Annotated in this window: 14 protein-coding genes; 3 read left to right on the top strand and 11 right to left on the bottom strand. The window is 68.7% G+C overall.

The features are described 5' to 3' along the window. Positions 1–31: 31 nt before the first annotated feature. From FNH05_RS18490 to FNH05_RS18460, 7 genes are all read right to left on the bottom strand, one after another. Positions 32–1,213 carry an ABC transporter ATP-binding protein gene (locus FNH05_RS18490; protein WP_144589953.1) on the bottom strand — a complete coding sequence of 394 codons (1,182 nt, stop codon included), beginning with the start codon at positions 1,211–1,213 and terminating at the stop codon, positions 32–34. 4 nt (positions 1,214–1,217) lie between these two features. Then, entirely contained in the window at positions 1,218–2,060 is an 843-nt protein-coding gene (locus FNH05_RS18485) for a carbohydrate ABC transporter permease (RefSeq protein WP_144589952.1), read from the bottom strand. Further along, on the bottom strand, positions 2,060–3,007 hold the full coding sequence (locus FNH05_RS18480) for a carbohydrate ABC transporter permease (protein ID WP_425458461.1): 948 nt from the start codon (positions 3,005–3,007) through the stop codon (positions 2,060–2,062). Before FNH05_RS18480 ends, FNH05_RS18485 begins: the two co-directional genes overlap by 1 nt. A gap of 5 nt (positions 3,008–3,012) precedes the next feature. Further along, positions 3,013–4,323: an ABC transporter substrate-binding protein gene (locus tag FNH05_RS18475; RefSeq protein ID WP_144589950.1), complete on the bottom strand. Its 1,311-nt coding sequence runs from the start codon at positions 4,321–4,323 to the stop codon at positions 3,013–3,015. 125 nt (positions 4,324–4,448) lie between these two features. Then, complete coding sequence (locus FNH05_RS18470) at positions 4,449–4,982, bottom strand: YflT domain-containing protein (RefSeq protein ID WP_144589954.1); 534 nt, start codon at positions 4,980–4,982, stop codon at positions 4,449–4,451. A gap of 135 nt (positions 4,983–5,117) precedes the next feature. Next, positions 5,118–6,314 carry an acyl-CoA dehydrogenase family protein gene (locus tag FNH05_RS18465; protein ID WP_144589949.1) on the bottom strand — a complete coding sequence of 399 codons (1,197 nt, stop codon included), beginning with the start codon at positions 6,312–6,314 and terminating at the stop codon, positions 5,118–5,120. A gap of 79 nt (positions 6,315–6,393) precedes the next feature. Continuing rightward, complete coding sequence (locus FNH05_RS18460) at positions 6,394–7,254, bottom strand: SPFH domain-containing protein (RefSeq protein WP_144589948.1); 861 nt, start codon at positions 7,252–7,254, stop codon at positions 6,394–6,396. A 213-nt stretch (positions 7,255–7,467) separates the two neighbouring features. Between FNH05_RS18460 and FNH05_RS18455 the strand changes: the two genes are divergently transcribed. Genes FNH05_RS18455 through FNH05_RS18445 form a run of 3 tightly spaced genes read left to right on the top strand, consistent with a single transcriptional unit; the run spans position 7,468 to position 10,489 of the window. After that, positions 7,468–8,748: a magnesium transporter MgtE N-terminal domain-containing protein gene (locus FNH05_RS18455; RefSeq protein WP_144589947.1), complete on the top strand. Its 1,281-nt coding sequence runs from the start codon at positions 7,468–7,470 to the stop codon at positions 8,746–8,748. A gap of 18 nt (positions 8,749–8,766) precedes the next feature. After that, positions 8,767–9,288, top strand: coding sequence for a DUF1003 domain-containing protein (locus FNH05_RS18450; protein ID WP_144589946.1), 522 nt, complete (start codon positions 8,767–8,769; stop codon positions 9,286–9,288). Between the two features lie 55 nt (positions 9,289–9,343). Next, positions 9,344–10,489, top strand: coding sequence for an Mrp/NBP35 family ATP-binding protein (locus FNH05_RS18445; RefSeq protein ID WP_144589945.1), 1,146 nt, complete (start codon positions 9,344–9,346; stop codon positions 10,487–10,489). Positions 10,490–10,529: 40 nt separating this feature from the next. On the opposite strand, the gene FNH05_RS18440 is transcribed toward FNH05_RS18445, so the two are convergent. From FNH05_RS18440 to FNH05_RS18425, 4 genes are all read right to left on the bottom strand, one after another. Next, positions 10,530–11,018 carry a signal peptidase I gene (locus FNH05_RS18440; protein ID WP_186382606.1) on the bottom strand — a complete coding sequence of 163 codons (489 nt, stop codon included), beginning with the start codon at positions 11,016–11,018 and terminating at the stop codon, positions 10,530–10,532. 71 nt (positions 11,019–11,089) lie between these two features. After that, positions 11,090–11,677, bottom strand: a complete 588-nt coding sequence (locus FNH05_RS18435) for a hypothetical protein (RefSeq protein ID WP_144589943.1) — start codon at positions 11,675–11,677, stop codon at positions 11,090–11,092. Positions 11,678–11,828: 151 nt separating this feature from the next. Beyond that, complete coding sequence (gene tatB / locus FNH05_RS18430) at positions 11,829–12,230, bottom strand: Sec-independent protein translocase protein TatB (protein WP_144589942.1); 402 nt, start codon at positions 12,228–12,230, stop codon at positions 11,829–11,831. Between the two features lie 48 nt (positions 12,231–12,278). Then, a partial coding sequence (locus tag FNH05_RS18425) for a S1C family serine protease (protein WP_144589941.1) occupies positions 12,279–13,159 on the bottom strand: 881 nt, incomplete at its 5' end.

The raw sequence follows: 13,159 nt of genomic DNA, 5'->3' as shown, positions 1-13,159 counted from the left end.
CGTATCGACCGTGAGGGGCCCCCTCACGGCGTTATCCCTCGTAGGTGAGGTTCGCGCCCGTGGAGGGGTCGAACAACTGGAGCTTGTTCGCGTCGAACCAGACCTCGGCCGACGCGCCCTCGGCGACCGCCGAGGCCGAGGACAGCCGGGTGACGATGCTGGCGCCGCCGCCCGGAACGTCGTCCGCGCCGGTGTCGGCCGCCAACTCGGCGAGCTCGGAGGTGCTCGCCCGCGCACCTTCGAGGGTGAAGTAGGCGTACTTCTCCGAGCCCATCGATTCCAGCACGTCCACGTGCGCGGTGAAGGTCACGCCGCCACGCTTCGCGGCCTCGTCGACCAGCGCCGCGTCCTCGAAGTGTTCCGGCCGCACCCCGGCGATCACGTCCCGCGGCGCGTTGGCCGCCTCGGCCAGCCGCCGCACCCGGTCCGGCAGGGGGAACGAGCCGAGCGGGCTCTCGAGCCGCCCCTCGGCCAGCGTCGCGGGCAGGAAGTTCATCGACGGCGAGCCGATGAACCCGGCCACGAACAGGTTCGCCGGGTGGTCGTAGAGGAACTGCGGGCTGCCGATCTGCTGTACGTACCCGGCCCGCAGCACCACCACCCGGTCGCCCAGGGTCATCGCCTCGGTCTGGTCGTGGGTGACGTAGAGCGTCGTCGTGCCGAGCTGCTTCTGCAGTTTCGACACCGAGGTACGCATCTGCCCGCGCAGCTTTGCGTCCAGATTGGACAGTGGCTCGTCCATCAGGAACGCCTTGGGGCTGCGGACGATCGCGCGGCCCATCGCCACGCGCTGCCGCTGCCCGCCGGAGAGATTGGCCGGTTTGCGGTCCAGGTGCCGGGTCAGGTCCAGGATCCGCGCGGCCTCCTCCAGCTTCTGCCGCACCGCCGAGTCGTCCATCTTCGCCAGCCGCAACGGGAAGGCCATGTTCTCCCGGACCGTCATGTGCGGGTACAGCGCGTAGGACTGGAACACCATCGCGATGTCCCGATCCTTCGGCGCCTTCTCGTTCATCCGCACACCGTCGATGCGCAACTCGCCCGAGGTGATGTCCTCCAGGCCCGCCACCATGTTCAGCGTGGTCGACTTCCCGCAGCCCGAGGGGCCGACCAGGATGATGAACTCCCCGTCCGCGATCTGAAGGTCCACTTCGGACACGGCGAGCGAACCGTCGGGATACCGCTTGGTCACCTTGTCCAGCACGATTTCAGCCATGCCTCTACCCCTTCACGGCACCGGAGGTCAGCCCCGCGACGATGCGGCGCTGGAAGAACAACACGAACAGGATGATCGGGACGGTGATCACCACGGCCGCCGCGGAGATCGTCCCGGTCGGGTCCTCGAACTGCGAGGACCCGGTGAAGAACGACAGCGCCGCCGGCACCGTCCGCGACGCGTTCGTCGAGGTCAGCGAGATGGCGAACAGGAAGTCGTTCCAGCAGAAGATGAACACCAGTATCGCGGTGGTGAACACGCCGGGCGCGGCCAGCGGCGCGATCACCCGGCGGAACGCCTGCCCCGGCGTGGCCCCGTCCATCTTCGCCGCCTTCTCCAGCTCCCAGGGGATTTCCCGGAAGAACGCCGACAGCGTGTAGATCGCCAGCGGCAGGCCGAAGGTGATGTACGGGATGATCAGGCCGGGCCAGGTGTCGAACAGGCCGAGCACCCGCTCGATGTTGAACAGCGGGGTCACCAGGGAGACCTGCGGGAACATCGCGATCAGCAGCGAGACCCCGATCAGGAACCGTTTGCCGGGGAAGTCCAGCCGCGCGATCGCGTAGGCCGCCATGGTGCCCAGCACCACCGCGATCACGGTGGCGATGAGCGCGATGCCGATCGAGTTGACCAGCGCCCGGATGAAGTCGTCGGTGGCGAAGATGTCCACGTAGTTCTGGAAGGTCCACGAGCGCGGGATGAAGTTCCCGTCGTCGAGGGTGTCCTTCGTCTTGAACGACAGGGACAGGATCCACAGCACCGGGAACAGCGCGTAGATCACCACCACGATGTTGACCAGCGTCCACCGGGTCCGGCGCCCGGTGGTCGGCGCCCCCTGCATCGCCATCAGCGCTTCCCTTCCGTGTCGGAACCGGGCGCGGCCGTGCCGAACAGCTTGATGAACACGAACGCGATGATCGCCACGGTGAGGAAGATCAGCACCGCCATGGTCGACCCGATGCCCAGGTTCAGCCCCTTGAGCAGGTTGTTGTAGGTCTGCATGGACACCGAGGACGTGTCGTTGGCCCCGCTGGTGAGCACGAAGATGTTGTCGAAGATGCGGAACGCGTCCAGTGTCCGGAACAGCAGCGCCACCAGGATCGCCGGTTTCATCACCGGCACCATCACCTTCGTGAACCGCTGCCAGGCGTTCGCCCCGTCCGTCGCGGCGGCCTTGAGCAGATCGTCCGGCACCAGCGCGAGCCCCGCCATCAGCAGCAGCGCCATGAACGGCGTCGTCTTCCACACCTCGGCCAGGATGATGATCAGCAGTGAGGGCGCGAACTGGGTCAGCGGGGCGGCGTCCGCCCCCAGCAGGTTCGCCAGGTAGCCGGTGCCCGGTGTCCAGGCGTAGTACCACGAGAACGCGGCGACCACCGTGACGATCCCGTACGGGATGAGCGCGACGGTGCGCACCAGCCCCCGCCCCACCAGTGTGCGGTGCATGATCAGCGCGAGCAGCATGCCCAGCACCAGCTCGATCGCCACCGAGACGACGGTGATCAGCAGGGTCACCCCGAACGCCGTCCACCAGTAGGAGTTGGTGAGCACGGCGATGTAGTTGCCGAGCCCGATGAACGTGCGCTGCGCCGGGAACCGGAGGTCGTAGCGCTGCAGGGAAAGCCAGATCGAATACACGATCGGCCAGCCGGTCACCGCGATCATCACGATCGCGGCCGGGGCGCACAGCAGCAGCCCGAGCCGCCGCTCCGCTCGTTTGCCTTCGCTCAGCACGGGTTTGACCCGCTTCCCCGTCTTGGCGACCTGGGCAGGCAGCCCGGCGGCGGCCTCGATCTCGCTCACGGGATCACCCCTTTCGACTGGAGTGCGTCGGTGAGCTGCCTGCGCAGCTCGTTCGCGGTCGCCTGCGGATCGATGTCCGACGGGGGCGAAAGGATCTTCGAGATCACCGTGGACAGGCTCTGGTAGGCCGGGGTGAGCGGCCGGACCGCCGCGTCCCGCACCGCCGCCAGGATCGAGTCCCGCATCGGGTAGGCCGTGGCCATACTCGGATTGCCCTTGCCGTCCACCGGTTTCGCTGGATCCAGACCACTTTCGTCGTGGTAGATCGACTCGATGGTCGGCGGGACACCGTCCTTGAGCGCGGAGAACTTCTGATTTTCCTTGCTACGCAAGCACAATGCCGCTTCGAACGCCTCCGGCTTGTGCCGCGAGTAGGAGCTGACCGCGAGGTCGTAACCGCCGATCGTCGTTTTCGCCGGTTGCCCGGGGATCACCGACGGATAGGTGGACCACTTGAAATGCCGGAGATCGCCGGGCTTTTCCTTGGCGTAGGAGGCGTAGACGAATGGCCAGTTCAGTTCGAAGGCACCGCCGCCGCGCTGGAACGCCTGCCGGACCTGGTCTTCCTTCGAGTTGGTCAGCGAGGGATCGGTGATCCCGGTGGTGGTGACCTTCTTGAGGATCTCCAGCGCGCGCACCGCGCCCTCGTCCATCACGACGGACTTCCCGTCGTCGGAAAGGATGTGCCCGCCCGCGGAGGCGACCAGAGTGTTGTAGATGACGACCAGGCCCTCGTACTGGGCGCCGGTGAACAGCACCGCGTCCGGTTTGCCCGCCGCCTTGAGCGCGTAGGCCTGGTCCATCATCTCGTCCCAGGTCTGCGGCGGTTTCGGGGTGATCCGGTCGTCGTACCAGAGCAACTGGACGTTGGTGTTCTTCGTGGCGGCGTAGAGCCTGCCGTTCCAGGTCGCGGTGGCCAGCGGCCCCGGCAGGACCCCGTCCTCGGCGGCCGCCTTGTCCGCACCGGTCCATTCCTCGGCCCAGCCCGCCTCGGCGAACTCCGGCACCCAGGTGACGTCGAGCCCCAGGATGTCCAGACCGCTGTCCCCGGCCGCCAGCCGCCGCACCAGTTGCTGGCGCTGGTCGTCCGCTCCGCGCGGCAGTTTGTTGTAGACGATGTGGTAGCGGCCGGCCGCCTGCGCGTTGCAGTTGTCCACCACGCTCTGGAAGCTGTCCTCGGGCGCGTAGTAGATGTTGACCGTCGTGCCGTTGCCGGAGGTGCACGCGGTCAGCGCTCCGGCGGCCAGCATCCCGGCTCCGAATGCGGCCGCGGCCCTCCGTTTGGGCCGAGCCCTCCCCTTACCCATCAGGCCTCCTTACCCGACGCGCACGTCGACGGGAGACCACACCCGCACTACGACGTGCCTGTGGATCGGTGGGGACCCAACCTATTCCCGGAGATCATCAACCGCAACCACCCCCGGAAACCGGCTCAGCCGGTTGGCCCGGATGGCCGCATGGCCAGCTTGGCAAGAAGATCACGGCCTTGCTCCGCGTTACGCGGCTGGCAGAGCACGTCGTAGCGGCCGGCCACGAGCTGGCTGGCCGAGGAGAAGTCGCGGCGACCGCGCGTGGACGCGTAGCTGATCGCGGCGAACACCAGCCCGAACAGCATTCCGGACACCAGCCCGACCAGCACCGGCTGGTAGGTGACCCCGGCGCCGGAGGAGAACAGGCTGAGCAGGATGCCCACGAAGAGCCCGAACCACGCGCCGGACACCGCGCCGGTGCCGAGCACCTTGCCCCACGAGAGCCGTCCGATCACCCGCTCCACGAGCATCAGGTCGACGCCGACGATGGTGACGTCCTCGACGGCGAAGTCGTGGTCCGCGAGATGTTCGACCGCGCGTTGCGCCTCGGAGTAGGTCGAGTAGGAGCCGATGGGCCAGCCGCTGGGGGGCGTCGGCAGCCGCGGCAGCCCCTGAGCGGGACGTCCTGGGGAGGAAAACGGGCCGGTCACGGTCATCACCTGTGTCGTCTACTCGGATGGGGCTTCCATCGTGCCAATGCCCAGGAAACCACGCGAACCCGGCAGGGGGTGCACCGCGACCGGCCCCGGTCGCCGATTCTTTATCTTCGGCCCCGCACCTGGCGTCGGGGATCAGCCCTTGGCGCGGTACTCCCGCAGCAGGCCGCGGCTGATGATGGTCTTCTGGATCTCGCTGGTGCCCTCGCCGATGAGCAGGAACGGCGCTTCACGCATCAGGCGCTCGATCTCGTACTCCTTCGAGTAGCCGTAGCCGCCGTGGATGCGGAACGCCTCCTGGGTGACCTCGGCGCAGTACTCGCTCGCGATCAGCTTCGCCATCCCGGCCGCCACGTCGTTGCGCTCGCCGGTGTCCTTCAGCCGGGCCGCGTTGACCATCATCAGGTGCGCGGCCTCCACCTTGGTGGCCATCTCGGCCAGTTTGAAGGCGATGGCCTGGTGCTCGGCGATCGGCTTGCCGAAGGTCTTGCGCTGCTGCGCGTACTCGATCGCCAGCTCGAAGGAGCGGATGGCGATGCCGCAGGCGCGGGCCGCCACGTTGACCCGGCCGACCTCGACCCCGTCCATCATGAACGAGAAGCCCTTGCCGGGGGCGCCGCCCAGCACCTTGTCGGCGCCGATGCGGAAGCCGTCGAACACCGCCTCGGTGGTGTCGACGCCCTTGTAGCCCATCTTGTCGATCTTGCCGGGGATGGTCAGGCCCGGCAGGACCTCACCGAAGCCCTCCGGCTTCTCCACCAGGAACGTGGTGAGGTTCTGGTGGGCCTTCTCCGCCCCCTCGTCCGTGCGCGCCAGCAGCGCGATCAGGTTCGACGAGCCGCCGTTGGTCAGCCACATCTTCGCGCCGTTGATCACGTAGGAGTCGCCTTCGCGCTGGGCGCGGGTCTTGATCGCGGCCACGTCGGAACCGAGGTCGGGCTCGGACATGGAGAAGGAACCGCGCACCTCGCCGGTGGCCATCCGGGGCAGGAAGTGCCGCTTCTGCTCCTCGGTGCCGTGACGGCTGATCATGTGCGCCACGATGAAGTGGGTGTTGATGACCCCGGAGACGCTCATCCAGCCGCGGGCGATCTCCTCCACCACCAGCGCGTAGGTGAGCAGCGATTCGCCGAGCCCGCCGTACTCCTCGGGAATGGTGATCCCGAACAGGCCCATCTCCTTCATGCCCTCGACGATGTCCGCCGGGTACGCGTCCGCGTGCTCCAGTTCCTGGGCATGCGGAATGATCTCCTTGTCCACGAACGAACGAACGGTGGACAGGATCTCTGACTGGACCTCGGTGAGGCCGGCTGTCTGCGCCAGGCGGGCCATGCTGGGGACTCCTGTGTCTTCGCGGCTAGTACCCGTGAGTATGACGCGGCCTCAAGCTCCCCGCCTATGAACAACCTCACTAGGGAGCCCGGTCGGCCGCCGCCCCCGAGGGGTCGTCCTCCGCGATCCGGGGCCGCGGGGTCTGCTGCCCGTTCGAGCGCGGCTCGGACGCGGCCGGCTCTTCCGGGTGCCGGACATGCTGGTCGACGAACCGCAGGAGCTCGACCGGGAACGGCAGCACCAGGGTCGAGTTCTTCTCCGCCGACACCTGCACGACCGTTTCCAGCAGCCGCAGCTGTAGCGCCGCGGGCGTCTCGGCCATGGCGGCCGCGGCCTGGGCCAGTTTCGTCGAAGCCTGCAACTCACCGTCGGCGGAGATGACCCGGGCGCGGCGCTCCCGCTCGGCCTCCGCCTGCCGCGACATGGACCGCTTCATCGCCTCGGGCAGCGCGACGTCCTTGATCTCCACCCGGTCGATGTGCACGCCCCAGTCCAGCGCGGGGCTGTCGATCATCAGCTCCAGGCCCTGGTTGAGCCGCTCCCGGTTCGACAGGAGGTCGTCGAGATCGCTCTTGCCGATGATGGAGCGCAGCGAGGTCTGCGCGACCTGCCCCACCGCGAACCGGTAGTCCTGCACGTTGATCGCCGCCACCGCCGGGTCGATCACCTTGAAGTAGACGACCGCGTCCACCCGGACCGTGACGTTGTCCCTGGTGATGCCCTCCTGTGCGGGCACCGGCAGGGTCACGATCTGCATGTTGACCTTCTGCAGCCGGTCGGCGAAGGGCATCAGCATCGCCAGCCCCGGCTCGCGCACCCTGGGCAGCACCCGGCCGAACCGGTACACCAGGCCGCGCTCGTACTGCTTGACCACGCGAACGCCGGCGGCGAGCCACGCGGCTCCCGCCACGGCGAGCGCGGAGACGAGTTCCACCAACATGGCAGCTCCCCGGCTAGCTTGTGCTTGTAGATGTTACTCCCGTCACAGCCTCCGGGAGCGGGTCGCGGCGAGGGCGGCAAACACTGTCCACTCGGCACAGTTCAGATCCATTGTGGACATCGAGCTCGCTGCCCGGCGGCCGTCCCGCCGTGCCGCGCTCGCCGGACATCACCTGGTGGGCGGCCGATTCCAACTGCGGCTAGCCTTGGCTGCATGGCCCCCGTGAACAGGGTTTTTGCTGCCCAGCTCGCCGGTTTGCCGGTATTCGGCCCCGATGGCGAGTCCATCGGAAAGGTCCGGGATCTCGTCGCCGGACTCCGGCTGGACCAGCAACCGCCCCGGGTGCTCGGTCTCGTCGTCGAACTGGGCACGCGCCACCGGGTGTTCGTCCCGATGCTGCGCGTGACCTCGATCGAACCGAACGCGGTCACGCTGGCCACCGGAACGGTCAACATGCGCCGGTTCCACCGCCGCCCCAACGAGGTACTCGTGCTCGGCCAGCTCACCGACGCGCACGCCTACCTGCGCGAGACCGGCACCCGGCTGAACGTGGTCGACGCCGCGATGGAACCGACCAGGACCCGGGACTGGCTGCTCACCAAGGTCGCGGTGCGCGAGCGCACCGGCCGCATCGGCCTGGCCCGCCGCTCCTCGCTGCGGATCCTGCCGTGGACCGACATCGCCGGGCTCGGCCTCACCGACGTCAGCGGCCAGCCGCAGGGGGCGGGCCAGCTGCTCATGCTGTTCGACACGATGCGCCCGGTCGACATCGCCGCCACGGTCCGGGACCTGCCGGTCAAGCGGCGGCACGAGGTCGCCGAGTCGATGGACGACGAACGGCTCGCCGACGTGCTCGAAGAGCTGCCCGAGGACGACCAGAAGGAGCTGCTCGCGCACCTGCCGGAGGAACGGGCCGCGGACATCCTCGAAGCGATGAACCCGGACGACGCCGCCGACCTGCTCGCCGAACTGGCCCCCGCCGACCGGCGCCGGCTGCTGGAACTGATGGAGCCCGAGGAATCCGAACCCCTCCGAAGGCTGCTGACCTACTCGTCCGACACCGCGGGCGGGTTGATGACGCCCGAACCGGTGGTGCTCACGCCGGACGCCACGGTCGCCGAGGCGCTGGCCCACATCCGCAACACCGACCTGCCCGCCGCGCTCGCCACGATGGTGTTCGTCTGCCGCCCGCCGACGGCCACCCCGACCGGCCGTTACGTCGGCTGCGTGCACTTCCAGCGCCTGCTGCGCGAGCCCCCCGCCGAACTCGTGGCCGGTGTGGTGGACACCGATCTGCCCGCGCTGCGGCCGTCCGCCCCGCTGAGCGAAGTGGCCCGGTACTTCGCCGCGTACAACCTCGCCTGCGGGCCGGTGGTGGACGCGGAGGACCATCTCCTCGGTGCGGTCACCGTGGACGACGTCCTCGACCATCTCCTGCCCGAAGACTGGCGGGAGACGGGCCTGCACGACCTGGCCGCCAACGAGGCGCCGTGACGAACATGGAGGTGGAGCGTGCCTGAGCTGATCGCCAGGCGGCGGCTGGACCAGCCCCGCGCCAAGGCACGGCGGTTTGTCACCATCGATCCGGACACCTTCGGCAGGCTGTCGGAACGACTGGCCCGGTTCCTCGGCACGGGCAAGTACCTGTTCTGGCAGACGCTCATCGTCGTGGTGTGGATCGGCCTGAACCTCTTCGCGGTGAGCATGCAGTGGGACCCGTACCCGTTCATCCTGCTCAACCTGGCCTTCTCCACCCAGGCGGCCTACGCGGCACCGCTGATCCTGCTCGCCCAGAACCGGCAGGACGACCGGGACCGGGTCTCGCTCGAGGAGGACCGCAACCGCGCCGCCCAGACGAAGGCCGACACCGAGTACCTGGCGCGCGAGCTGGCCGCACTGCGCCTGGCCATCGGCGAGGTCACCACCCGGGACTACCTGCGCGGCGAGATCGACCGGCTGCGCGACGACCTCGCCACCAAACCGAAGAAGTCCAAGTCCGCCGGCGCGGGCACCGCCACCCAGCACCTCGGCTGATCCACGCGAGGGTGGGTGCCCACGCGGGCCCGTTACCGATACGTAGCATGGAGCCATGACCAGCACGCAGCAGATCCCCAGCGTCGAGGACGTCCGCGCGGCGCTCGCGAACGTCCAGGATCCGGAGATCCGGAAACCGATCACCGACCTGGGCATGGTCAAGGACGTCACGGTGGGCGAGGACGGCGTCGTGACCGTCGCGGTCTACCTGACGGTCGCGGGCTGCCCGCTGAAGGACACCATCACGCGGGACACCAAGGCCGCGGTGGGCAAGCTCACCGGGGTGACCGACGTGCGGGTCGAACTCGACGTGATGAGCGACGAGCAGCGCACCGAACTGCGCCGGTCACTGCGCGGGGACGCGGCGGAGCCGGTCATCCCGTTCGCCCAGCCCGGCTCGCTGACCCGCGTGTACTGCGTCGCGTCCGGCAAGGGCGGGGTCGGCAAGTCCAGCGTCACGGTGAACCTCGCGGTGGCCATGGCCCAACGCGGGTTGTCCGTGGGCGTGGTGGACGCCGACATCTACGGCCACTCGGTGCCCCGCATGCTCGGTGCGCGGGACAAGCCCACCAAGGTCGACACGATGATCATGCCGCCGCAGGCGCACGGCGTGAAGGTCATCTCGATCGGCATGTTCACCCCGGGCAACACCCCCGTGGTCTGGCGCGGGCCGATGCTGCACCGCGCGCTGCAGCAGTTCCTGGCCGACGTGTTCTGGGGCGATCTCGACATTCTGCTGCTGGACCTGCCGCCGGGCACCGGCGACATCGCCATCTCGGTCGCCCAGCTGATCCCGAACGCGGAGATCCTCGTGGTGACCACCCCGCAGCAGGCCGCCGCGGAGGTCGCGGAACGGGCCGGTGCGATCGCGATGCAGACCCGGCAGCGACTGGCAGGCGTGATCGAGAACATGTCGTGGCTCGAGATGCCCGACGGCAGCCGGATGGAGATCTTCGGGGCCGGCGGCGGCCAGACCGTGGCGGATTCGCTGTCGAAGTCCACGGGAGCCGACGTGCCGCTGCTGGGTCAGGTGCCGCTCGATCCGCGCCTGCGCGAACAGGGCGACGCCGGAACGCCGATCGTGCTCGCCGAACCGGAAGCCCCCGCCGCCGCGGTGCTGCGCGACGTCGCCTCGAAGCTGTCGGTCCGCGCCCGCGGCCTCGCCGGCATGATGCTCAACGTCACCCCGAAGGGCCGCTGACACCGAGCTCCTGACACCGAGCCCACCGAGCCCGCAGGCCCTACCCGGGCCTGCGGCGGCTGTGCGGTGGCAGAGCGGCAAGCGCGAGCAGCACGGCAAGCCCGAGCAGCACGATCGCGGCGGGCACCGGCCGCCGGGCACGCCAGAGCTGGACCGGTAGCCCGATCCAGGGCACGCGCAGACGTGCCACGCCTCGGACATCGGCGGGCCGTACCGGGGTGGAGTCCGGGGTGGAGTTGGCGTCCCCCTTGGTGATCAGGTCGTTGTCGGGAAGCACCCGGTAGACCCGATGGGTGAGCAGATGGCCGGGCCGGGTGCGGTCCTGGACCAGCAGGATCTGGCCCACCGCCGGGGTGCGGTCGCGCAGCGGCTGGTAGAGAACCACGTCGCCCGGGACGAGGGCGGGACGCATGGAGCCGGACTGCACCACCTCCGCCGTCCAGCCCAGTGCCGCCACCGGCAGTTGCGCCCACACCAGCAGGCCGCTCAGCGAGCCGAGCACGGTGCGCGAGAGGACCGAGGTGATCAAGCGGACCCGGTACCCGGCACTCGTGGCCGTGGTTCGGCCGGGTGTGCCGACGGCCACGTCACCCCGAGGAATCACTCGTGTTCCCGCGCTTCCCAGGTGAAGGTCGCCTCGTCGGTGGACACGCTCTGCGAACTGTTGGGTGCTTGCGGACTGAAACGCCATGCGAAGCGGAAGCTCAGCGCGTTGGGTGGCTTGCCGGGCAGTTTCCACGGACCGACGCCGGTGCGGAAGTCGGTGTGCAGCGCGACGAACTGGTCGAGTGTGCCGTCGAACGCGGTCGCGTTCGGGGTGAAGCCGGTGCAGTCGCCGAAGGTGCCGCCGCTGCCCACCTCGATTTTGAGGCTGACGAAGGACTGGAAGTTGCTGGGCCAGTTCGGCGAGTTGCTGTACAGCTTGAGCGCGGTGGGGAAGTCGGCGTTCGACTTGATCCTGATGCAGTTGGAGCCCGTATCACCGGGCCGCATGTCTTCGATGCGGAACATGGGCACCCTGCTGTCGTTGGCCAGGCCCAACGAGCCCGACGCCCACGTGTTGCCGCTGTTGCTGGTGCTCCCGCTCCAGTCGGCGTCGGTGGCACCCCAGACCAGTGCACCACTGAGCAGCAACCCGAGCGGAACGGGTACCACCCGTGCCAGCACGTTCAGCCGAGGACGCTTCACCGCCAACTCCGTTCAACAGCCGTCACTGGGCATGGTTTCCCATCGACGGCCGAGTCGCTCCGTGCGGAGAGGCCGGTCTACTCGGTCGGGTGTGCTGGATGACCCTTCTGTGGGGGCGCCCCAGGAAGGCGCCGTTCGACCCGAGTGCTGATCAGGTGGCGTCCGGGTCGATCGGCGGCTTCTCGCCGGGCTTGAGCGGGGTCGACTCGGGCTTGGCCTCGGCCGCGGGGTAGCCGTTGGGCTTGCTGCTGCCGCCACTGGTCCCGTTCAGGCCCAACGGGTCCGGATCGCCGTCGAAAAGGTGGTTGGTGATCGCCTTGCGCGGATCGAAGTTCCGCAGTTGGCGCAGGTCTTCCAGCGGTTTGCGGAACTCGTCGAAATCCGGGCCCATCTCGTCGCGCAACTGCTGCCGGGCGCCGTTGGCGAACTCGCGCACCTTGCGCATGGTCTTGCCGACCCAGGCCGCGGCATCGGGCAGCCGTTCGGGGCCGAGGATGAACAAACCGGCGACGATGAGGACGAGGATCTCGCCCCAGCCCACGCTTTCGAACACCAGTCAACCTCCGGCCTTGTACTGCCCCGACGCGGCCAGCGTACCTGCCTAATCGGAACCCAGGGTTACGTCGACGACAAGAGGACGCCCCTGCCGGACCAATCGGACAGGCACGACCTCGCCCACCTTGTGGGCGCGCACCGCGACGGTGAGTTCGGCGGCGTTGCGGACCATGCGGTCGCCGACCTTGGTGATGACGTCGCCCTCGGCGATCCCGGCGCGCGCGGCGGGGCCGCCATCGGCGACGTTGAGCACCTGCGCGCCCTCCGAGGTCTCCGCCGCCACCGAGGCCGCGTTGATGCCGATGTCGGGGTGCTTGACCTGACCGTTGCTGATCAGCACGCGGGCGATGCGGATGGCGTCGTCCGAGGGAATGGCGAATCCGATGCCGATGCTGCCGCCCTGCCCCGATTCGCCGCCGTCGGTCCGGATCGCGGAGTTGATGCCGATCAGCGCCCCGGTCGAATCGACCAGCGCCCCGCCCGAGTTGCCCCGGTTGATCGGGGCGTCGGTCTGGATGGCGTCGTAGGTGACCGGCGGTTCGCCGTTCTCCCCCTGCGCGGTGACCGGCCGGTGCAGCGCGCTGACGATGCCCGCGGTCACCGTGTTCTGCAGGCCCAGCGGCGAGCCGACGGCGATCACCGAGTCACCGGGCTGCATGTTCGCGGAGTTGCCGATCTGGATCACGGTGGGGTTGGACACCGCCACCTTGATCACCGCAAGGTCGGTCTTCGGATCGGTGCCGACCACCTTCGCGGCCGTGCGCGTGCCGTCGTAGAACACCGCGGTGATCTTGGCCTGACGGTCGCTGGTGGCCAGCGAAACGACGTGGTTGTTGGTGATCACGTAGCCCTGCGGGTCGATCATCACGCCCGAGCCGACGCTGCCGGACTCGCCGGAGACCACCTCGATCGAGATCACCGCCGGGG

This window comes from Amycolatopsis rhizosphaerae (assembly GCF_007713715.1).
Classification (GTDB): domain Bacteria; phylum Actinomycetota; class Actinomycetes; order Mycobacteriales; family Pseudonocardiaceae; genus Amycolatopsis_E; species Amycolatopsis_E rhizosphaerae.
This window is presented reverse-complemented; position numbering and strand designations above follow the sequence as displayed.

Excerpts from the sequence above, each read along its gene's own strand:
- FNH05_RS18490 (WP_144589953.1), bottom strand. The coding sequence starts at position 1,213 with ATGGCTGAAATCGTGCTGGACAAGGTGACCAAGCGGTATCCCGACGGT.
- FNH05_RS18485 (WP_144589952.1), bottom strand. The coding sequence starts at position 2,060 with ATGGCGATGCAGGGGGCGCCGACCACCGGGCGCCGGACCCGGTGGACG.
- FNH05_RS18475 (WP_144589950.1), bottom strand. The coding sequence starts at position 4,323 with ATGGGTAAGGGGAGGGCTCGGCCCAAACGGAGGGCCGCGGCCGCATTC.
- FNH05_RS18470 (WP_144589954.1), bottom strand. The coding sequence starts at position 4,982 with ATGACCGTGACCGGCCCGTTTTCCTCCCCAGGACGTCCCGCTCAGGGG.
- FNH05_RS18465 (WP_144589949.1), bottom strand. The coding sequence starts at position 6,314 with ATGGCCCGCCTGGCGCAGACAGCCGGCCTCACCGAGGTCCAGTCAGAG.
- FNH05_RS18460 (WP_144589948.1), bottom strand. The coding sequence starts at position 7,254 with ATGTTGGTGGAACTCGTCTCCGCGCTCGCCGTGGCGGGAGCCGCGTGG.
- FNH05_RS18455 (WP_144589947.1), top strand. The coding sequence starts at position 7,468 with ATGGCCCCCGTGAACAGGGTTTTTGCTGCCCAGCTCGCCGGTTTGCCG.
- FNH05_RS18445 (WP_144589945.1), top strand. The coding sequence starts at position 9,344 with ATGACCAGCACGCAGCAGATCCCCAGCGTCGAGGACGTCCGCGCGGCG.